This is a genomic window from Pseudomonas sp. S10E 269 (assembly GCF_002798465.1).
Taxonomy (GTDB): Bacteria; Pseudomonadota; Gammaproteobacteria; order Pseudomonadales; family Pseudomonadaceae; genus Aquipseudomonas; species Aquipseudomonas pergaminensis.
The window spans coordinates 4,914,836-4,934,917 of record NZ_PHIJ01000001.1 but is presented as its reverse complement, the minus strand read 5'-3'; the positions used below and the strand labels follow the sequence as shown (position 1 = coordinate 4,934,917).

The following is a 20,082-nucleotide window of genomic DNA, read 5'->3' as shown; positions in this document are numbered from 1 at the left end:
GACGCCCGGCCGCGCCGGGCGTTTTTATTCCAGTCTGAAAAGTGCTTTTTTTCAATAGGTTACACATGAATCCTGATATCCCTCTTCAACTTCTGGGCGGCATCACGGCACGGGAATTCCTGCGCGACTACTGGCAGAAAAAGCCGCTGCTGATCCGCCAGGCCATCCCTGATTTCGAAAGCCCGATCGACGCCGACGAACTGGCCGGCCTGGCGCTGGAAGAAGAAGTCGAGTCGCGCCTGGTGATCGAACACGGCGAGCGTCCGTGGGAACTGCGTCGCGGCCCGTTCGCCGAAGATGCGTTCAGCACCCTGCCCGAGCGCGAGTGGACCCTGCTGGTGCAAGCGGTCGACCAGTTCGTGCCAGAAGTCGCCGAGCTGCTGGAGCAGTTCCGCTTCCTGCCAAGCTGGCGCATCGACGACGTAATGATCAGCTTTGCCGCGCCGGGTGGTAGCGTCGGCCCGCACTTCGATAACTACGACGTGTTCCTGCTGCAGGCCCAGGGCAAGCGCAACTGGAAGATCGGCCAGATGTGCAGCTCGGAAAGCCCGCTACTGCAACACGCCGACCTGCGCATCCTCGCCGAATTCGAAGAAAGCGCCGAATGGGTGCTGGAACCGGGCGACATGCTCTACCTGCCACCGCGGCTGGCGCACTTCGGTATTGCCGAAGATGACTGCATGACCTACTCCGTGGGTTTCCGTGCACCGAGCGCCGCCGAAGTGCTGACCCACTTCACCGACTTCCTCAGCCAGTACCTGACGGACGAAGAGCGCTACACCGACGCCGACGCCCAGCCGGTCAGCGACCCGCACCAGATCCAGGGCGATGCGCTGGACCGCCTAAAGAGCCTGTTGGCCGAACACATGAGCGACGAGCGCATGCTGCTGACCTGGTTCGGCCAGTTCATGACCGAGCCGCGCTACCCGGAACTGGTGGCCGGCGAAGAGCTGGGCGAAGAAGACTTCCTCAGCAGCCTGCAAGACGGCGCGATCCTGGTGCGCAACCCAAGCGCGCGCCTGGCCTGGTCCGAAGTTGACGATGACGTACTGCTGTTCGCCAGCGGCCAGAGCCGTTACCTGCCCGGCAAGCTGCGTGAACTGCTGAAGCTGGTGTGCTCGGCCGATGCGCTGCACAGCGAAAACCTCGGCGACTGGCTGGCTGACGAAGACGGCCGCGACCTGCTGTGCGAACTGGTCAAGCAAGGAAGCCTGGGATTTGCCGATGAATAGGATTCACGTAAGTGTCGCGGACTGGCAAAAGGATATCGCCGAGATTCGGCGCATTCGTGAAGCGGTCTTTATCGCTGAACAATCGATTCCACCGGAGTTGGAATGGGACGCGGATGACGCCGGCGCGGTGCATTTCCTTGCATTCGAAGGCGATTTTCCGATTGGCACTGCGCGCCTGCTGCCCAGCGGCGAGATCGGACGCGTGTCGGTCCTCAAGGACTGGCGCGGGCTGAAGGTCGGCGACAAGCTGATGGAAGCGGTGATCGGCGTGGCCGAGAAACGCGGCCAGACCCGACAGTTCCTGAGTGCGCAGGTTTATGCTGCGCCGTTCTATGAGCGGCTGGGCTTCAAGATCGTCAGTGACGAATTCCTTGAAGTCGGGATTCCGCATGTAGACATGGTGCGCGGGGACTGATCCGACACCGCGTCGCCTGCATCGCAGGCAAGCCAGCTCCCACACTTGACCGAGTACACTCCTTGGAATGCGGTCAAATGTGGGAGCTGGCTTGCCTGCGAAAGCGATATCAGCAGCACCATAAATGCCCTGCACTGCCAGGGCATTTTGCCGTCTACGATTCAATTTGCGACCTGCCAGGCCGACAAACTGGCACTATCCAGCCTTTGACTCGCAGAGATAACGGACATGTCCCTACGCACCCTGCTCACCGTCCTCCTCCTGACCGCCAGTGTCTCGGCCATGGCCGACACCGAAGTCGTCAACCTGAGCAACCGCACCAGCGCCGACCTGCTCCCCGTGGCGCAGAATTTCATCGGCAAGGACGGTACCGTCAGCGCCTACGGCAACCAGCTGATCGTGAATGCCGCCCCTGGCAAGATCCAGAACCTGCGCGCCCTGCTCTCCCAGTTGGACACTCCCGCCAAACGCCTGCTGATCACCGTCGACACCAACGAAAACAACCAGCAGAACAGCGGCGACAGCCAGACCCGCATCATCAGCTATGGCACCACTAGCCGAGACGGCGGTATCCAGCAGATCCAGGCCAGCGAAGGTGTGCCCGCGCTGATCCAGGTCGGCCAGAGCGTACCGCTGACCACTACCCAACAGGACAGCTACGGCCGCCTGCAAAACCAGACCCAGTATCGCAACGTAACCCAAGGCTTCTACGTGACGGCGAGCGTCACCGGTGAGACCGTACACCTGGCGATCAGTACCAACCGTGACCGCATGAGCCAGGAACGTCCCGATGTAGTGAATGTACAAAGCACCGACACAACTGTCAGCGGACGCTTGGGCGAATGGATCACCCTGGCCGGCATCAATCGCGAGACCCAGGCCGACAAATCCGCTACAACCCGCAGCTACTCTACTCAGGGCCGCGATGACCTGACTGTGCGGGTCAAGGTCGACACCCTGAACTGAAGCACCAAAAAATGACTGATGAGTCGTATTAGACTAAAGATGTAGTGCTCGAAAAAAAGCACTACAAAACATTTGACGATCCAAAAAAGCATGGGCATGATGGCCTCGCTCCCGCTAATCAGGGGCCCTGGCAAGGGCCTTCGGATCGCCGCTCTAAGCTACCCACCTGAGCCGATTCGTGTCTGTACCGCCCACAAGGCGTGTTTGACGAGGTTGCGACTGGAACGAAGTTGTCCCGAGGGACGGAAGCTAACCAGGTAACCCGGCTACACGCTGTTGAGCACCCGAGGGCCCACGACGCCCGGAGACTGTTCTCGGTCCGCCTGTACCTACTCCACCCTCCCGCCACTTGTTCATCCCGTCGCATTCCCCGCCAGACCCGACATGACCGCCTAAGCTTCTGGTCAGCGAGCAGCCCTGCCCACGCATTTGAATGCAGGGCTGGCAAATGGATTTTTTCCACCACAAGAACACGCGACGAGGTTTACTTCCATGGCACTGACACGCGAACAGCAAATTGCAGCCCTTGAGAAAGACTGGGCTGAAAACCCACGCTGGAAAGGCGTGACCCGCGCTTATTCCGCTGCTGACGTCGTCCGCCTGCGTGGCTCGGTCCAACCTGAGCACACCTTTGCAAAACTCGGCGCCGAGAAGCTGTGGAACCTGGTGACCCAAGGTGCCAAGCCTTCCTTCCGTCCCGACAAAGATTTCGTCAACTGCATGGGCGCCCTCACTGGCGGCCAGGCAGTCCAGCAGGTGAAAGCCGGTATCCAGGCGATCTACCTGTCCGGCTGGCAAGTGGCGGCGGACAACAACTCCGCTGAATCCATGTACCCCGACCAATCGCTGTACCCGGTGGATTCGGTTCCGACCGTGGTCAAGCGCATCAACAACTCGTTCCGCCGTGCCGACCAGATCCAGTGGAAAGCCGGTAAAGGCCCGGGTGATGAAGGCTACATCGACTACTTCGCGCCTATCGTGGCCGACGCAGAAGCCGGTTTCGGCGGTGTCCTCAACGCCTACGAACTGATGAAGAGCATGATCGAAGCGGGCGCTGCCGGCGTGCACTTCGAAGACCAACTGGCGTCCGTGAAGAAATGCGGCCACATGGGCGGCAAGGTACTGGTTCCGACCCAGGAAGCCGTACAGAAGCTGACCGCCGCCCGCCTGGCTGCTGACGTTGCCGGCACGCCGACCATCATCCTGGCCCGTACCGACGCCAACGCCGCCGACCTGCTGACCTCGGACTGCGATCCGTACGACCAGCCGTTCGTAACCGGCGAACGTACCCAGGAAGGCTTCTATAAAGTGCGCGCCGGTCTCGACCAGGCCATCGCTCGCGGCCTGGCCTACGCGCCATACGCCGACCTGATCTGGTGCGAAACCGCCAAGCCAGACCTGGACGAAGCCCGTCGCTTCGCCGAAGCGATCAAGAAGGAATACCCGGACCAACTGCTGTCCTACAACTGCTCGCCTTCCTTTAACTGGAAGAAGAACCTGGATGACGCGACCATCGCCAAGTTCCAGCGCGAACTGTCCGCCATGGGCTACAAGCACCAGTTCATCACCCTGGCCGGCATTCACAACATGTGGCACAGCATGTTCAACCTGGCGCACGACTACGCCCGCAACGACATGACCGCCTACGTGAAGCTGCAAGAGCAAGAGTTCGCTGACGCCGCCAAGGGCTACACCTTCGTGGCTCACCAGCAGGAAGTGGGCACCGGCTACTTCGACGACATGACCACCGTGATCCAGGGCGGCACCTCGTCCGTGACCGCGCTGACCGGTTCGACCGAAGAAGAGCAGTTCCACTAAACACCGCGTACACGGCCACTGCGGCCCCAAGGAAGAGCTAACCGCAGTGCCGCACAACAATCACGCCCCGACCTGTTCGGGGCGTTTTTTTTGCGCTGGTAAACATTCGACTGACACAACACCGATCAAAATGTGGGAGCTGGCTTGCCTGCGATAGCGTTGGGTCAGACACCACATTCATATCTGATGCACCGCCATCGCGGGCAAGCCCGGCTCCCACAGGGAACGCGCCGAGTTGAAGGTTTTGCGCAAAACATTGATCCAGAGCGGTATTTGCCTGATTCAAATCGGTTAAAAGATCTGTTGCAGCAACTAGCGGCATTCAAGCAAGTAACGGCAACTTCCCCCGCCACACGAGAACCATTCGCTTAAACCCCGCGCAAACAATAGTCATTATCATTTGGCGCATAAAAACTTCGTTACCTGTGAAACAAAACTTAATTGTTCAAAAGCGCGCTAATGCCCACACTGCAAGGGCTGCAGCCCCAAGAAGGTGCACTATGTCCTTATTCCATCGAATAATTTCGCTATCGGAATTTTACTTGCCCGGTGTTTAGCCATAAAATCACCGCGATTGATTGCAGTGCGACATATCGTCACTGCATCGTTACTTTTTCGAGCTCAGAGACCTTTGCTCTCTGTTAAGGATTTCCAGCATGACCGAAGCGACAGGACTCATGGCCCACAACTGGGGCTTTGCCATTTTCCTCCTCGGTGTTGTCGGCCTTTGCGCCTTCATGCTCGGTGTTTCCAGCCTCCTCGGGTCAAAAGCCTGGGGCCGCAGCAAAAATGAACCGTTCGAGTCCGGCATGCTGCCTACAGGTGGCGCCCGCTTGCGGCTCTCAGCCAAATTCTATCTGGTCGCGATGCTGTTCGTGATCTTCGATATCGAAGCCCTCTTTCTCTTTGCCTGGTCTGTGTCCGTCCGCGAAAGCGGCTGGACCGGATTCGTCGAAGCCCTCGTTTTCATAGCAATTCTGTTGGCAGGCCTTGTCTACCTATTCCGAGTGGGCGCCCTTGACTGGGCTCCGGAAGCTCGTCGTAAGCGGCAAGCGAAGCTGAAACAATGAGGCTTTGGCGATGCAATACAATCTCACCAGGATCGACCCGGATGCTCCTAACGATCAGTACCCTATCGGCGAACGGGAAACCGTTTCCGATCCGTTAGAAGATCAAGTCCACAAAAACATCTACATGGGCAAGCTGGAAGACGTGCTGAGTGGCGCGGTCAACTGGGGACGTAAGAACTCCCTGTGGCCGTACAACTTCGGTCTTTCGTGCTGCTACGTGGAAATGACCACCGCCTTCACGGCGCCCCACGACATCGCGCGCTTTGGCGCCGAGGTTATCCGGGCATCGCCGCGCCAGGCGGATTTCATGGTTATCGCCGGAACCTGCTTTATCAAGATGGCGCCGATCATTCAGCGTCTCTACGAGCAAATGCTCGAGCCAAAGTGGGTTATCTCCATGGGTTCGTGCGCCAACTCCGGTGGCATGTACGACATCTACTCCGTCGTTCAAGGGGTGGACAAGTTCCTGCCCGTGGACGTCTACGTGCCTGGCTGCCCGCCCCGCCCTGAAGCATTCCTGCAAGGCTTGATGCTGTTGCAAGAATCGATTGGCAAGGAGCGTCGCCCGCTTTCCTGGGTCGTCGGTGATCAAGGCGTGTACCGCGCCGAGATGCCTTCGCAAAAGGAACAGCGCCGCGAACAGCGAATCGCAGTCACCAACCTGCGCAGCCCCGACGAAGTCTGATCCAGCACCGCTTCTTTTATAGAACGAAAACCTGGCTTCATTCTTTACGTTGACCGAAAGCGATAAAAAACCATGACTACAGGCAGTGCTCTGTACATCCCGCCTTATAAGGCAGACGACCAGGATGTGGTCGTCGAACTCAATAACCGTTTTGGCCCTGACGCCTTCACCGCCCAGGCCACACGCACCGGTATGCCGGTGCTGTGGGTGGCGCGTGCCAAGCTTGTCGAAGTCCTGACCTTCCTGCGCAACCTGCCCAAGCCGTACGTCATGCTCTATGACCTGCATGGCGTGGACGAGCGTCTGCGCACCAAGCGCCAGGGGCTGCCGAGCGGCGCCGATTTCACCGTGTTCTACCACCTGCTGTCGATCGAACGTAACAGCGACGTGATGATCAAGGTCGCCCTGTCCGAGAGCGACCTGAGCGTGCCGACCGTGACCGGTATCTGGCCGAACGCCAGCTGGTACGAACGCGAAGTCTGGGACATGTTCGGGATCGACTTCCCGGGCCACCCGCACCTGACGCGCATCATGATGCCGCCGACCTGGGAAGGTCACCCGCTGCGCAAGGACTTCCCTGCGCGCGCCACCGAATTCGATCCGTTCAGCCTCAACCTCGCCAAGCAGCAGCTTGAAGAAGAGGCTGCACGCTTCCGTCCGGAAGACTGGGGCATGAAGCGCTCCGGCACCAACGAGGACTACATGTTCCTCAACCTGGGCCCGAACCACCCTTCGGCTCACGGTGCCTTCCGTATCATCCTGCAACTGGACGGCGAAGAAATCGTCGACTGTGTCCCCGACATCGGCTACCACCACCGTGGTGCCGAGAAAATGGCCGAGCGCCAGTCGTGGCACAGCTTCATCCCGTACACCGACCGTATCGACTACCTCGGCGGCGTGATGAACAACCTGCCGTACGTGCTCTCGGTCGAGAAGCTGGCCGGCATCAAGGTGCCCGACCGCGTCGACACCATCCGCATCATGATGGCCGAGTTCTTCCGGATTACCAGCCACCTGCTGTTCCTGGGTACCTATATCCAGGACGTCGGCGCCATGACCCCGGTGTTCTTCACCTTCACCGACCGTCAGCGCGCCTACAAAGTCATCGAAGCCATCACCGGCTTCCGCCTGCACCCGGCCTGGTACCGCATCGGCGGTGTTGCCCACGACCTGCCCAATGGCTGGGAACGTCTGGTCAAGGAATTCATCGACTGGATGCCCAAGCGTCTGGACGAGTACCAAAAGGCTGCGCTGGATAACAGCATCCTCAAGGGTCGTACCATTGGCGTCGCCCAGTACAACACCAAAGAAGCCCTGGAATGGGGCGTCACCGGTGCTGGCCTGCGTTCCACCGGTTGCGACTTCGACTTGCGTAAAGCGCGTCCGTACTCGGGCTACGAAAACTTCGAATTCGAAGTCCCGCTGGCCGCCAATGGCGATGCCTACGACCGTTGCATCGTGCGCGTCGAAGAAATGCGCCAGAGCCTGAAGATCATCGAGCAGTGCATGCGCAACATGCCGGCCGGCCCGTACAAGGCGGATCACCCGCTGACCACGCCGCCGCCCAAAGAGCGCACGCTGCAGCACATCGAAACCCTGATCACGCACTTCCTGCAGGTTTCGTGGGGCCCGGTCATGCCGGCCAACGAGTCCTTCCAGATGATCGAAGCGACCAAGGGTATCAACAGTTATTACCTGACGAGCGATGGCGGCACCATGAGCTACCGCACCCGGATTCGTACCCCAAGCTTTGCCCACTTGCAGCAGATCCCTTCGGTGATCAAAGGCGAGATGGTCGCGGACTTGATTGCGTACCTGGGTAGTATCGATTTCGTTATGGCCGACGTGGACCGCTAAGCATGAACAGCACGCTTATCCAAACAGACCGTTTCACCCTCAGTGAAACCGAGCGCTCGGCCATCGAGCACGAGCTGCATCACTACGAAGACCCGCGCGCGGCGTCGATCGAAGCCCTGAAGATCGTCCAGAAGGAACGTGGCTGGGTGCCGGACGGCGCGCTCTACGCCATCGGCGAGATCCTCGGCATCCCTGCCAGCGACGTTGAAGGCGTGGCCACGTTCTACAGCCAGATCTTCCGTCAGCCAGTGGGTCGCCACATCATTCGCGTGTGCGACAGCATGGTCTGCTACATCGGCGGCCACGAATCCGTGGTCAGCGAAATCCAGAACAAGCTGGGCATCGGCCTCGGCCAGACCACCCCGGACGGCCGCTTCACGCTGCTGCCGGTGTGCTGCCTGGGCAACTGCGACAAGGCGCCGGCGTTGATGATCGACGACGACACATTCGGTGACGTGCAGCCTGCTGGCGTGACCCAATTGCTCGAGGGCTACCCATGACCCTGACTTCTTTCGGCCCGGCCAACCTGATCAAGCGTTCGCCCGAGACCCATCCCCTGACCTGGCGCCTGCGTGACGATGCCGAGCCTGTATGGTTCGACGAGTACCAGGCCAAGAACGGTTACGCCGCTGCGCGCAAAGCCTTTGCCGACATGGCCCAGGACGACATCGTCCAGACCGTGAAAGACGCCGGCCTCAAAGGCCGCGGCGGTGCAGGCTTCCCCACGGGCGTGAAGTGGGGCCTGATGCCCAAGGACGAATCCATCAACATCCGCTACCTGCTGTGCAACGCGGATGAAATGGAGCCGAACACCTGGAAAGACCGCATGCTGATGGAGCAACTGCCCCATCTGCTGATCGAAGGCATGCTGATCAGCGCCCGCGCGCTGAAAACCTACCGTGGCTACATCTTCCTGCGTGGCGAATACACCACCGCCGCCAAGCACCTCAACCGTGCCGTGGAAGAAGCCAAGGCAGCGGGCCTGCTGGGCAAGAACATCCTCGGTTCGGGTTTTGACTTCGAACTGTTCGTGCACACCGGCGCCGGGCGTTATATCTGCGGTGAAGAAACCGCACTGATCAACTCCCTCGAAGGCCGCCGCGCCAACCCGCGCTCCAAGCCGCCCTTCCCTGCCGCCGTGGGCGTGTGGGGCAAGCCGACGTGCGTGAACAACGTCGAGACCCTGTGCAACGTGCCGGCAATCATTGCCGACGGCGTGGACTGGTACAAATCGTTGGCCCGCGAAGGCAGCGAAGACATGGGCACCAAGCTCATGGGCTTCTCCGGCAAGGTCAAGAACCCTGGCCTGTGGGAACTGCCGTTCGGCGTGACCGCACGCGAGCTGTTCGAGGACTACGCCGGCGGTATGCGCGACGGCTACACCTTGAAAGCCTGGCAGCCAGGCGGCGCCGGCACCGGTTTCCTGTTGCCCGAGCACCTCGACGCACAAATGTACGCCGGCGGCATCGGCAAGGTGGGCACCCGGATGGGTACCGGCCTGGCAATGGCGGTCGACAACACCGTGAACATGGTCTCGTTGCTGCGCAACATGGAGCAGTTCTTTGCCCGTGAATCGTGCGGTTTCTGCACTCCATGCCGCGACGGTTTGCCGTGGAGCGTCAAGCTGCTGATGGCCCTGGAAAACGGCGAAGGCCGCGAGGGTGACATCGAGACCCTGCTGGGTCTGGTCGGTTTCCTCGGCCCAGGCAAGACCTTCTGTGCTCACGCACCGGGCGCCGTGGAGCCATTGGGCAGCGCAATCAAATACTTCCGCTCGGAGTTCGAAGCCGGCATCGCGCCTACCAGCGCCGCCGTCCCGCCTCTGGCGAGGCCGATCGTAGTCGGCGCGTAACGCTTCAACAGGTGAAGGGTCCGTGCCCTTCACCTGCTCATGGGCTGACGCCGTACAGGCTGTGTTGACGCCCATGAATAACAAGATTCCATTAGCCACGCCCGCTGACAACGGGCCAACGAAGAACTTTGAACCATGGCCACTATCCACGTAGACGGCAAAGCGCTCGAAGTCGATGGGGCAGACAACCTGTTACAGGCATGTCTCTCACTAGGCCTCGACATCCCGTATTTCTGCTGGCACCCCGCGCTTGGTAGCGTCGGTGCCTGTCGCCAGTGTGCGGTCAAGCAATACACCGACGAGAACGACACCCGTGGTCGTATCGTCATGTCCTGCATGACCCCAGCCACCGACAACACCTGGATCTCCATCGACGATGATGAATCCAAGGCGTTCCGCGCCAGCGTCGTCGAATGGCTGATGACCAACCACCCTCACGACTGCCCGGTCTGTGAGGAAGGCGGTCACTGCCACCTGCAAGACATGACGGTGATGACCGGCCACAACGAGCGCCGTTATCGCTTCACCAAGCGTACCCACCAGAACCAGGACCTCGGCCCGTTCATTTCTCACGAAATGAACCGCTGCATCGCCTGCTACCGTTGCGTGCGCTTCTATAAAGACTACGCCGGCGGCACCGACCTCGGCGTATTCGGCGCCCACGACAACGTGTACTTCGGTCGCGTTGAAGACGGCGTGCTCGAAAGCGAGTTCTCCGGCAACCTCACCGAGGTCTGCCCGACCGGTGTATTCACCGACAAGACTCATTCCGAGCGCTACAACCGTAAGTGGGACATGCAATTCGCCCCGAGCATCTGCCATGGCTGCTCCAGCGGTTGCAACATCTCCCCGGGTGAGCGCTACGGTGAACTGCGTCGGATCGAAAACCGCTTCAACGGTTCGGTCAACCAGTACTTCCTGTGCGACCGTGGCCGTTTCGGCTATGGCTACGTCAACCGCGAAGACCGCCCTCGCCAGCCACTGTTGGCCGATGGCGCCAAGCTGAGCCTGGACGCCGCGCTGGATAAAGCCGCCGACCTGCTGCGCGGGCGCAACATCGTCGGTATCGGTTCGCCGCGTGCCAGCCTCGAAAGCAACTACGCGTTGCGCGAGCTGGTCGGCGCCGAGCACTTCTACTCCGGCATCGAAGCCGGTGAGCTGGAGCGCATCCGCCTGGTCCTGCAAGTGCTGAACGACAGCCCGCTGCCGGTTCCGAACATGCGCGACATCGAAGACCACGACGCCATCTTCGTGCTCGGTGAAGACCTGACCCAGACCGCCGCGCGCATCGCCCTGTCCTTGCGCCAGTCGGTCAAAGGCAAGGCTGAAGACATGGCCGACGCCATGCGCGTCCAGCCTTGGCTTGACGCCGCCGTGAAAAACATCGGCCAGCACGCGCTGAACCCGCTGTTTATCGCCAGCCTGGCTGAAACCAAGCTCGACGATATCGCCGAAGAATGTGTGCACGCGGCACCGGATGACCTGGCGCGCATCGGTTTCGCCGTGGCCCACGCCCTCGATGCCAGCGCACCGGCCGTCGAAGGCCTGGACACTGAAGCCGCCGAACTGGCCCAGCGCATCGCTGACGCCCTGCTGGCCGCCAAGCGTCCCTTGATCATTGCCGGCACCTCCTTGGGTTCCAAGGCGCTGATCGAAGCCGCCGCCAACATCGCCAAGGCCCTGAAGCTGCGCGACAAGAACGGTTCCATCAGCCTGGTCGTGCCAGAGGCCAACAGCCTCGGCCTGGCCATGCTCGGTGGCGAGTCCCTGGACGCGGCCTTGCAGGCCGTGACCGACGGCAACGCCGACGCCATCGTGGTGCTGGAAAACGACCTGTACACCCGCACCGATGCCGCCAAGGTTGACGCTGCACTGAACGCCGCCAAGGTCCTGATCGTCGCCGATCACCAGAAGACCGCTACCAGCGATCGCGCCCACTTGGTGCTGCCAGCCGCCACCTTCGCCGAAGGCGACGGCACCTTGGTCAGCCAGGAAGGCCGCGCCCAGCGCTTCTTCCAGGTGTTCGATCCGAAGTACATGGATGCCAGCATCCTGGTTCACGAAGGCTGGCGCTGGCTGCATGCCCTGCGCGCTACCTTGCTGAACCAGCCGATCGACTGGACCCAGCTCGACCACGTGACCGCCGCTACCGCCGCGAGCGCGCCGCAGCTGGCCCGTATCGTCGACGCTGCACCGTCCGCCGCGTTCCGCATCAAGGGTATGAAACTGGCCCGTGAGCCGCTGCGCTACTCCGGTCGTACCGCCATGCGCGCTGATATCAGCGTGCACGAACCGCGTACCCCGCAAGACAACGACACCGCGTTCGCCTTCTCCATGGAAGGTTACTCGGGCTCCGCCGAACCGCGCCAACAGGTGCCGTTCGCCTGGTCGCCGGGCTGGAACTCGCCGCAGGCCTGGAACAAGTTCCAGGACGAAGTCGGTGGTCATATCCGTGCTGGCGACCCGGGCACCCGCCTGATCGAAAGCACCGGTGACTCGCTGAACTGGTTCTCTGCCGTACCGCGTCCGTTCAACCCGGCCCAGGGCACCTGGCAGGTCGTGCCGTTCTTCCACCTGTTCGGCAGCGAAGAGAACTCTTCGAAAGCCGCACCGGTTCAAGAGCGCATCCCAGCCGCCTACGTGTCCGTGGCCAAGTCCGAAGCCGACCGCCTGGGCGTCAACGACGGTGCCCTGCTCAGCCTGAACGTGGCTGGTCAGACCCTGCGTCTGCCGCTGCGCATCAACGACGAGTTGGGCGCTGGCCTGGTTGCACTGCCTAAAGGCATCGCCGGCATTCCAGCGGCGATCTTTGGCAAAACCGTTGACGGTCTGCAGGAGGCAGCGCAATGACTTGGTTCACTCCTGAAGTGATCGACGTGATCATCTCGGTCGTCAAGGCCATCGTGATCCTGTTGGCCGTGGTCGTCGCGGGCGCCCTGCTCAGCTTCGTCGAACGTCGCCTGCTGGGCTGGTGGCAGGACCGTTACGGTCCGAACCGCGTTGGCCCGTTTGGTATGTTCCAGATCGCCGCCGACATGCTGAAAATGTTCTTCAAGGAAGACTGGACCCCGCCGTTTGCCGACAAGGTGATCTTCACCCTGGCACCGGTCGTGGCCATGAGCGCCTTGCTGATCGCCTTCGCGATCATCCCGATCACCCCGACCTGGGGCGTGGCGGACCTGAACATCGGCTTGCTGTTCTTCTTCGCCATGGCCGGCTTGTCGGTCTACGCGGTGCTGTTCGCCGGTTGGTCGAGCAACAACAAGTTCGCCCTGCTGGGCAGCTTGCGGGCCTCGGCCCAGACGGTGTCCTACGAAGTGTTCATGGGCCTCGCGCTGATGGGCATCGTGGTGCAGGTGGGCTCGTTCAACATGCGCGACATCGTCGAGTACCAGGCGCAGAACCTGTGGTTCATCATTCCGCAGTTCTTCGGCTTCTGTACTTTCTTCATCGCTGGCGTCGCCGTGACTCACCGTCACCCGTTCGACCAGCCGGAAGCGGAACAAGAACTGGCCGACGGTTACCACATCGAATACGCCGGCATGAAATGGGGCATGTTCTTCGTCGGTGAATACATCGGCATCATCTTGATCTCGGCCCTGCTGGTCACGCTGTTCTTCGGCGGCTGGCACGGTCCATTCGGCATCCTGCCGCAGTTGGCGTTCTTCTGGTTCTTCCTGAAGACCGCGTTCTTCATCATGTTGTTTATCCTGCTGCGCGCTTCCATTCCGCGTCCACGATACGACCAGGTGATGGATTTCAGCTGGCGCTTCTGCCTGCCGCTGACCCTGATCAATTTGCTGGTGACTGCTGCCGTTGTGTTGTTGAACACGCCAGCGGGCGCGGTTCAGTGAGGATTTGACCCATGTTCAAATATATTGGCGACATCGTTAAGGGTACCGGTACCCAGTTGCGAAGCCTGGTGATGGTGTTCGGTCACGGCTTCCGCAAACGCGACACCCTGCAATACCCGGAAGAAGCGGTGTACCTGCCGCCGCGCTATCGCGGCCGCATCGTGCTGACCCGCGACCCCGATGGCGAAGAGCGTTGCGTAGCCTGCAACCTGTGCGCCGTGGCGTGCCCGGTGGGTTGCATCTCCCTGCAGAAAGCTGAAACCGAAGACGGTCGCTGGTACCCGGACTTCTTCCGCATCAACTTCTCGCGCTGCATTTTCTGCGGCCTCTGCGAGGAAGCTTGCCCGACCACCGCGATCCAGCTCACACCGGATTTCGAGATGGCCGAGTTCAAACGTCAGGACCTGGTGTACGAGAAAGAAGATCTGCTGATCTCTGGTCCCGGTAAAAACCCTGATTACAACTTCTATCGTGTTGCAGGTATGGCCGTTGCCGGTAAGCCGAAAGGCGCCGCACAAAACGAAGCCGAGCCGATCAACGTGAAGAGCTTGCTGCCTTAAGGAAGAAAGATGGAATTCGCTTTCTATTTCGCATCGGGTATCGCGGTTGTGTCCACGCTTCGCGTGATCACCAACACCAACCCCGTGCACGCCCTGCTCTACCTGATCATTTCGCTGATCGCCGTGGCCATGACCTTCTTCAGCCTCGGCGCACCGTTCGCCGGTGTGCTGGAAGTGATCGCCTACGCCGGCGCCATCATGGTGCTGTTCGTGTTTGTGGTGATGATGCTCAACCTGGGGCCGGCTTCGGTCGCCCAGGAACGCGTCTGGCTCAAGCCCGGCATCTGGCTCGGCCCGGTGATCCTGGCAGCGCTGCTGCTGGCTGAACTGCTGTATGTGCTGTTCGCTCACCAGAGCGGCCAGGCCATCGGCCACACCACCGTAGACGCAAAAGCCGTGGGCATCAGCCTGTTCGGCCCGTACCTGCTGGTGGTCGAACTGGCTTCGATGCTGCTGCTCGCAGCAGCCATCACTGCCTTCCACTTGGGCCGCAACGAAGCCAAGGAGCAATGACGATGCCTGCTATCCCTTTGGAGCATGGTCTGGCGGTCGCCGGCATCCTGTTCTGCCTTGGCCTGGTCGGCCTGATGGTCCGCCGTAATATTCTGTTCGTGTTGATGAGCCTGGAAATCATGATGAACGCCGCGGCACTGGCGTTCATCGTAGCGGGTGCACGTTGGGGCCAGCCGGATGGACAAGTCATGTTCATCCTGGTGATCAGCCTGGCAGCCGCCGAGGCCAGTATTGGCCTGGCGATCCTGCTGCAACTGTATCGTCGCTTCCACACGCTTGATATCGACGCTGCCAGTGAGATGCGCGGATGAACATGATCTTTCTGACTTTCGTATTCCCCCTGATCGGTTTCCTGCTGCTGTCGTTCTCCCGTGGACGCTGGTCGGAAAACCTCTCGGCCCTGGTGGGTGTGGGTTCCATTGGCCTGTCGGCGATCGTTGCCGCCTACGTCATCTGGCAATTCAACGTGGCGCCGCCAGAAGGCGGTCACTACACCCTGGTGCTGTGGCAGTGGATGTCGGTGGAGGGCTTCAAGCCCAACTTCGCCCTCTACGTCGACGGCCTCTCGATCACCATGCTCGGCGTGGTGGTGGGCGTGGGCTTCCTGATCCACCTGTTCGCGTCCTGGTACATGCGCGGTGAAGCCGGTTACTCGCGCTTCTTCTCGTACACCAACCTGTTTATCGCCAGCATGCTGTTCCTGGTGCTCGGCGATAACCTGTTGTTCCTGTACTTCGGCTGGGAAGGCGTGGGCCTGTGCTCGTACCTGTTGATCGGCTTCTACTACAGCAACCGCAACAACGGTAACGCAGCACTCAAGGCCTTTATCGTCACCCGCATCGGCGACGTGTTCATGGCCATCGGCCTGTTCATCCTGTTCCAACAAGTGGGCACGCTGAACATTCAGGAACTGCTGGTGCTGGCACCGCAGAAATTCCAGGTCGGTGACTTCTGGATCACCCTGGCCACCCTGATGCTGCTGGGCGGCGCCGTGGGTAAATCCGCGCAACTGCCGCTGCAAACCTGGCTGGCGGATGCAATGGCTGGCCCTACCCCGGTTTCTGCACTGATCCACGCGGCAACCATGGTCACCGCCGGTGTCTACCTGATCGCCCGTACCCACGGCCTGTTCACCCTGGCGCCGGATATCCTGCACCTGGTGGGCATCGTTGGCGGCGTGACCCTGGTACTGGCCGGCTTCGCCGCGCTGGTGCAGACCGACATCAAGCGCATCCTCGCCTACTCGACCATGAGCCAGATCGGCTACATGTTCCTGGCCCTGGGCGTGGGTGCCTGGGACGCGGCGATCTTCCACCTGATGACCCACGCGTTCTTCAAGGCCCTGCTGTTCCTTGCTTCCGGTGCGGTGATCGTTGCCTGCCACCACGAGCAGAACATCTTCAAGATGGGCGGCCTGTGGAAGAAACTGCCACTGGCCTACGCCAGCTTCATCGTCGGTGGTGCCGCCTTGGCCGCCCTGCCACTGGTGACAGCCGGTTTCTACTCGAAAGACGAAATCCTCTGGGAAGCCTTTGCCAGCGGTAACCAGAACCTGCTGTACGCAGGCCTGGTGGGTGCGTTCATGACCTCGCTGTACACCTTCCGCCTGATCTTCATCACCTTCCACGGTGAAGCCAAGACCGAAGCACACGCAGGCCACGGCATTTCGCACTGGTTGCCATTGTCGGTGCTGATCGTGCTGTCGACCTTCGTCGGCGCCATGATCACCCCGCCTCTGCACGGTGTACTGCCGCAAAGCGTCGGCCATGCCGGCGGCGAAGCCCAGCACAGCCTGGAAATCGCCTCGGGCGCCATCGCCATTGCCGGTATCCTCCTGGCGGCCCTGCTGTTCCTCGGCAAGCGCCGTTTCGTGACGGCCGTTGCCAACAGTGGCATAGGCCGCTTCCTCTCGGCCTGGTGGTTCGCTGCCTGGGGCTTCGATTGGCTCTACGACAAACTGTTCGTCAAGCCTTACCTGGCCATCAGCCACATTCTGCGTAAAGACCCGCTCGACCAGACCATCGGTTTGATCCCGCGTGCTGCCAAGGCCGGTCACACCGCCCTGAGCCGCAGCGAGACGGGCCAATTGCGTTGGTATGCAGCTTCCATGGCTGCTGGTGCCGTGCTGGTGATCGGCGCCATCGTAGTGGTAGCGGTCTGATATGAACTTTGCGAACTTGCGAAAGGAAACGAGCCCGTCATGATTCTGCCCTGGCTAATCCTGATCCCCTTTATCGGCGGCCTGCTCTGCTGGATGGGTGAACGCTTCGGCGCCACCCTCCCCCGCTGGATTGCGTTGCTGACCATGTCCCTGGAACTCGCACTCGGCCTCTGGCTGTGGGCCCATGGCGACTATTCATTTGCTCCGGCACCGGGTGTCGATCCGACCTTCGCGCTTGAATTCAAGCACGTGTGGATCCAACGCTTCGGCATCAACGTGCACCTGGCCCTCGACGGCCTGTCGCTGTTGATGATCCTGCTGACCGGCCTGCTGGGTATCCTTTCGGTACTCTGCTCCTGGAAAGAGATCCAGCGTCACGTGGGCTTCTTCCACCTGAACCTGATGTGGATCCTGGGCGGTGTCGTCGGCGTGTTCCTCGCCCTCGACCTGTTCATGTTCTTCTTCTTCTGGGAAATGATGCTGGTGCCGATGTACTTCCTCATCGCGCTCTGGGGTCACAGTTCTTCGGACGGCAAGAAAACCCGGATCTACGCGGCGACCAAGTTCTTCATCTTCACCCAGGCTTCCGGCCTGATCATGTTGGTGGCGATCCTGGGCCTGGTACTGGTCAACTTCAACAACACCGGCGTGATTACCTTCAACTACGCCGACCTGTTGAAGACCAAGATGTCGCTGACCACCGAGTACGTGCTGATGCTGGGCTTCTTCATCGCCTTCGCGGTGAAGCTGCCGGTGGTGCCGTTCCACTCCTGGCTGCCTGACGCTCACGCCCAGGCGCCGACCGCAGGTTCTGTGGACTTGGCCGGTATCCTGTTGAAGACAGCTGCCTACGGCCTGCTGCGTTTCGCCCTGCCGCTGTTCCCGAATGCCTCGGCGGAGTTCGCGCCGATCGCCATGACCCTGGGTCTGATCGGGATCTTCTACGGTGCGTTCCTGGCGTTCGCGCAAACCGATATCAAGCGTCTGATTGCCTTCTCGTCCGTTTCCCACATGGGTTTCGTACTGATCGGCATCTACTCCGGCAGCCAACTGGCGTTGCAGGGTGCAGTCATCCAGATGCTGGCCCACGGTGTCTCGGCCGCTGCCCTCTTTATCCTGAGTGGCCAGTTGTACGAGCGCCTGCACACCCGTGACATGCGTGAAATGGGTGGCGTGTGGTCGCGCATCGCGTACCTGCCGGCGATCAGCCTGTTCTTCGCCGCCGCGTCCCTGGGCTTGCCGGGCACCGGCAACTTCATCGGCGAGTTCCTGATCCTGATGGGTGCATTCGTGCAAACACCGTGGATCAGTGCGATTGCTACCTCCGGCCTGGTGTTTGGTTCGGTCTACTCGCTGATCATGATCCACCGCGCCTACTTCGGCCCGGCCAAGTCCGACACTGTCCTGCAAGGGATGGATGCTCGCGAACTGATCATGGTGCTCGGCCTTGCGGTACTGCTGATCTACATCGGCGTGTACCCGCAACCGTTCCTGGACACTTCTGCCGCGACGATGCATGGCGTGCAGCAGTGGTTCGGCACCGCCTTCTCTCAACTCGCTTCGGCCCGGTAAGAGCGCTATGGAATTCACGATCCAACACTTTATCGCGCTTGCGCCGCTGCTGATTACCAGCCTCACCATCGTGGTGGTGATGCTGGCAATCGCCTGGCGCCGCAATCACTCGCAAACGTTCCTGCTGTCCTGTGCCGGTCTGAACCTGGCCCTGCTGTCGATCATCCCGGCCCTCAAGGTCGCGCCACTGGCGGTCACGCCATTGATGATGGTGGATGACTTCGCGTTGCTGTACATCGCGCTGATCCTGGTCGCGACCCTGGCCTGCGTCACCCTCGCCCACGCCTACATGGGCGAAGGCGGCACCGGCTACCCAGGCAACAAGGAAGAGCTGTACCTGCTGATCCTGCTGGCCGCGGCCGGCGGTATCGTGCTGGTCAGCGCACAGCACCTGGCGGGCCTGTTCATCGGCCTGGAACTGCTGTCGATCCCGACCTACGGCTTGGTGGCCTACGCCTTCTTCAACAAGCGCTCCCTGGAAGCCGGCATCAAGTACATGGTGCTGTCGGCCGCCGGTTCCGCGTTCCTGTTGTTCGGTATGGCCCTGCTCTACGCCGAAGCCGGCAGCCTGAGCTTCACCGGTATCGGTCACGCCCTGGCCACCACCAACATGCCTGCGCCAATCGCCCAACTGGGCCTGGCCATGATGCTGATCGGCCTGGCGTTCAAGCTGTCGCTGGTGCCCTTCCACCTGTGGACCCCGGACGTGTACGAAGGCGCCCCGGCGCCAGTGGCTGCGTTCCTGGCCACTGCGTCGAAAGTGGCAGTGTTCGCGGTGATGGTGCGTCTGTTCCAGATCTCCCCTGCCGCCAACACCGGTGTGCTGAGCACCGTACTGACCGTGATCGCCATCGCGTCGATCCTGTTCGGTAACCTGCTGGCCCTGACCCAGAACAACCTCAAGCGTCTGCTGGGTTACTCGTCCATCGCTCACTTCGGCTACCTGCTGATCGCCCTGGTGGCGAGCAAAGGCCTGGCCGTGGAAGCCATGGGCGTGTACCTGGTCACCTACGTGATCACCAGCCTCGGCGCGTTCGGCGTGATCACGCTGATGTCCTCGCCGTTCAAAGGCCGTGACGCCGACGCCCTGTACGAATACCGTGGCCTGTTCTGGCGCCGTCCGTACCTGACCGCCGTACTGACCGTGATGATGCTGTCCTTGGCCGGTATTCCGCTGACTGCCGGCTTTATCGGCAAGTTCTACATCGTCGCCACCGGCGTCGAAGCGCACGAGTGGTGGTTGGTGGCGTCCTTGGTCTTGGGCAGCGCTATCGGCGTGTTCTACTACCTGCGCGTGATGGTCACCCTGTACCTGATCGAGCCAAACCTGCGCCGCGTGGATGCCGAGCTGCACTGGGAACAGAAGGCAGGCGGCGTGATGCTGCTGGCCATCGCCCTGCTCGCGTTCTTCCTGGGCGTGTACCCACAACCGTTGCTCACCCTGGTGCAGCACGCGGTGCTGGGCGTTTGATCGCTTAGCGGGATGCGGTAAACAGAACGGCGCCTTCGGGCGCCGTTTTGCGTTTC

The 20,082-nt window shown here is 61.0% G+C and carries 17 protein-coding genes; all 17 read left to right on the top strand.

All coding sequences use genetic code 11. The features are described 5' to 3' along the window. Positions 1-65: 65 nt before the first annotated feature. The 17 genes from CWC48_RS22935 (at position 66) to nuoN (ending at position 20,026) form a co-directional block, all read left to right on the top strand. On the top strand, positions 66-1,232 hold the full coding sequence (locus tag CWC48_RS22935) for a cupin domain-containing protein (protein ID WP_099491829.1): 1,167 nt from the start codon (positions 66-68) through the stop codon (positions 1,230-1,232). Next, a complete protein-coding gene (locus tag CWC48_RS22930) occupies positions 1,225-1,647 on the top strand; it encodes a GNAT family N-acetyltransferase (protein ID WP_100490397.1) in 423 nt (140 codons plus the stop codon). The genes CWC48_RS22935 and CWC48_RS22930 overlap by 8 nt, the downstream gene beginning before the upstream one ends. Before the next feature lie 228 nt (positions 1,648-1,875). Then, a complete protein-coding gene (locus CWC48_RS22925; protein WP_100490396.1) occupies positions 1,876-2,613 on the top strand; it encodes a secretin N-terminal domain-containing protein in 738 nt (245 codons plus the stop codon). Positions 2,614-3,105: 492 nt separating this feature from the next. Continuing rightward, positions 3,106-4,431 (top strand): isocitrate lyase, encoded by a 1,326-nt coding sequence (aceA, locus tag CWC48_RS22920; protein ID WP_025858968.1) that lies wholly within the window; start codon positions 3,106-3,108, stop codon positions 4,429-4,431. A gap of 656 nt (positions 4,432-5,087) precedes the next feature. Beyond that, positions 5,088-5,501 carry an NADH-quinone oxidoreductase subunit A gene (locus CWC48_RS22915; protein ID WP_003219575.1) on the top strand — a complete coding sequence of 138 codons (414 nt, stop codon included), beginning with the start codon at positions 5,088-5,090 and terminating at the stop codon, positions 5,499-5,501. Between the two features lie 10 nt (positions 5,502-5,511). Then, positions 5,512-6,186 carry an NADH-quinone oxidoreductase subunit B family protein gene (locus tag CWC48_RS22910; RefSeq protein WP_012724951.1) on the top strand — a complete coding sequence of 225 codons (675 nt, stop codon included), beginning with the start codon at positions 5,512-5,514 and terminating at the stop codon, positions 6,184-6,186. A 72-nt stretch (positions 6,187-6,258) separates the two neighbouring features. Beyond that, on the top strand, positions 6,259-8,043 hold the full coding sequence (gene nuoC, locus CWC48_RS22905) for an NADH-quinone oxidoreductase subunit C/D (protein ID WP_025858969.1): 1,785 nt from the start codon (positions 6,259-6,261) through the stop codon (positions 8,041-8,043). 2 nt (positions 8,044-8,045) lie between these two features. Further along, entirely contained in the window at positions 8,046-8,543 is a 498-nt protein-coding gene (nuoE, locus tag CWC48_RS22900) for an NADH-quinone oxidoreductase subunit NuoE (RefSeq protein ID WP_003174721.1), read from the top strand. Beyond that, positions 8,540-9,895: an NADH-quinone oxidoreductase subunit NuoF gene (gene nuoF, locus CWC48_RS22895; protein ID WP_025858970.1), complete on the top strand. Its 1,356-nt coding sequence runs from the start codon at positions 8,540-8,542 to the stop codon at positions 9,893-9,895. The genes nuoE and nuoF overlap by 4 nt, the downstream gene beginning before the upstream one ends. Positions 9,896-10,030: 135 nt before the next feature. Then, positions 10,031-12,745, top strand: a complete 2,715-nt coding sequence (gene nuoG / locus CWC48_RS22890) for an NADH-quinone oxidoreductase subunit NuoG (protein WP_078049037.1) — start codon at positions 10,031-10,033, stop codon at positions 12,743-12,745. Beyond that, complete coding sequence (gene nuoH / locus CWC48_RS22885) at positions 12,742-13,749, top strand: NADH-quinone oxidoreductase subunit NuoH (RefSeq protein ID WP_017137518.1); 1,008 nt, start codon at positions 12,742-12,744, stop codon at positions 13,747-13,749. Before nuoG ends, nuoH begins: the two co-directional genes overlap by 4 nt. An 11-nt stretch (positions 13,750-13,760) precedes the next feature. Continuing rightward, positions 13,761-14,309: an NADH-quinone oxidoreductase subunit NuoI gene (gene nuoI / locus CWC48_RS22880; RefSeq protein WP_003174725.1), complete on the top strand. Its 549-nt coding sequence runs from the start codon at positions 13,761-13,763 to the stop codon at positions 14,307-14,309. A 9-nt stretch (positions 14,310-14,318) separates the two neighbouring features. After that, positions 14,319-14,822 (top strand): NADH-quinone oxidoreductase subunit J, encoded by a 504-nt coding sequence (nuoJ, locus tag CWC48_RS22875; protein ID WP_017476146.1) that lies wholly within the window; start codon positions 14,319-14,321, stop codon positions 14,820-14,822. A 2-nt stretch (positions 14,823-14,824) separates the two neighbouring features. Then, positions 14,825-15,133: an NADH-quinone oxidoreductase subunit NuoK gene (gene nuoK, locus CWC48_RS22870; protein ID WP_003174727.1), complete on the top strand. Its 309-nt coding sequence runs from the start codon at positions 14,825-14,827 to the stop codon at positions 15,131-15,133. Beyond that, complete coding sequence (gene nuoL, locus CWC48_RS22865) at positions 15,130-16,983, top strand: NADH-quinone oxidoreductase subunit L (protein WP_078049038.1); 1,854 nt, start codon at positions 15,130-15,132, stop codon at positions 16,981-16,983. The genes nuoK and nuoL overlap by 4 nt, the downstream gene beginning before the upstream one ends. Positions 16,984-17,022: 39 nt before the next feature. Beyond that, positions 17,023-18,555 (top strand): NADH-quinone oxidoreductase subunit M, encoded by a 1,533-nt coding sequence (nuoM, locus tag CWC48_RS22860; protein ID WP_025858974.1) that lies wholly within the window; start codon positions 17,023-17,025, stop codon positions 18,553-18,555. A gap of 7 nt (positions 18,556-18,562) precedes the next feature. Next, entirely contained in the window at positions 18,563-20,026 is a 1,464-nt protein-coding gene (nuoN, locus tag CWC48_RS22855) for an NADH-quinone oxidoreductase subunit NuoN (protein WP_028616809.1), read from the top strand. Positions 20,027-20,082 lie beyond the last annotated feature (56 nt).

Coding starts and splice junctions, on each gene's coding strand:
- nuoI (WP_003174725.1), top strand. CDS start 13,761: ATGTTCAAATATATTGGCGACATCGTTAAGGGTACCGGTACCCAGTTG.
- nuoG (WP_078049037.1), top strand. CDS start 10,031: ATGGCCACTATCCACGTAGACGGCAAAGCGCTCGAAGTCGATGGGGCA.
- nuoJ (WP_017476146.1), top strand. CDS start 14,319: ATGGAATTCGCTTTCTATTTCGCATCGGGTATCGCGGTTGTGTCCACG.
- CWC48_RS22930 (WP_100490397.1), top strand. CDS start 1,225: ATGAATAGGATTCACGTAAGTGTCGCGGACTGGCAAAAGGATATCGCC.
- CWC48_RS22910 (WP_012724951.1), top strand. CDS start 5,512: ATGCAATACAATCTCACCAGGATCGACCCGGATGCTCCTAACGATCAG.
- CWC48_RS22925 (WP_100490396.1), top strand. CDS start 1,876: ATGTCCCTACGCACCCTGCTCACCGTCCTCCTCCTGACCGCCAGTGTC.
- nuoE (WP_003174721.1), top strand. CDS start 8,046: ATGAACAGCACGCTTATCCAAACAGACCGTTTCACCCTCAGTGAAACC.
- nuoM (WP_025858974.1), top strand. CDS start 17,023: ATGATTCTGCCCTGGCTAATCCTGATCCCCTTTATCGGCGGCCTGCTC.
- nuoH (WP_017137518.1), top strand. CDS start 12,742: ATGACTTGGTTCACTCCTGAAGTGATCGACGTGATCATCTCGGTCGTC.
- nuoC (WP_025858969.1), top strand. CDS start 6,259: ATGACTACAGGCAGTGCTCTGTACATCCCGCCTTATAAGGCAGACGAC.
- nuoN (WP_028616809.1), top strand. CDS start 18,563: ATGGAATTCACGATCCAACACTTTATCGCGCTTGCGCCGCTGCTGATT.
- CWC48_RS22935 (WP_099491829.1), top strand. CDS start 66: ATGAATCCTGATATCCCTCTTCAACTTCTGGGCGGCATCACGGCACGG.
- CWC48_RS22915 (WP_003219575.1), top strand. CDS start 5,088: ATGACCGAAGCGACAGGACTCATGGCCCACAACTGGGGCTTTGCCATT.
- nuoK (WP_003174727.1), top strand. CDS start 14,825: ATGCCTGCTATCCCTTTGGAGCATGGTCTGGCGGTCGCCGGCATCCTG.
- nuoL (WP_078049038.1), top strand. CDS start 15,130: ATGAACATGATCTTTCTGACTTTCGTATTCCCCCTGATCGGTTTCCTG.
- nuoF (WP_025858970.1), top strand. CDS start 8,540: ATGACCCTGACTTCTTTCGGCCCGGCCAACCTGATCAAGCGTTCGCCC.
- aceA (WP_025858968.1), top strand. CDS start 3,106: ATGGCACTGACACGCGAACAGCAAATTGCAGCCCTTGAGAAAGACTGG.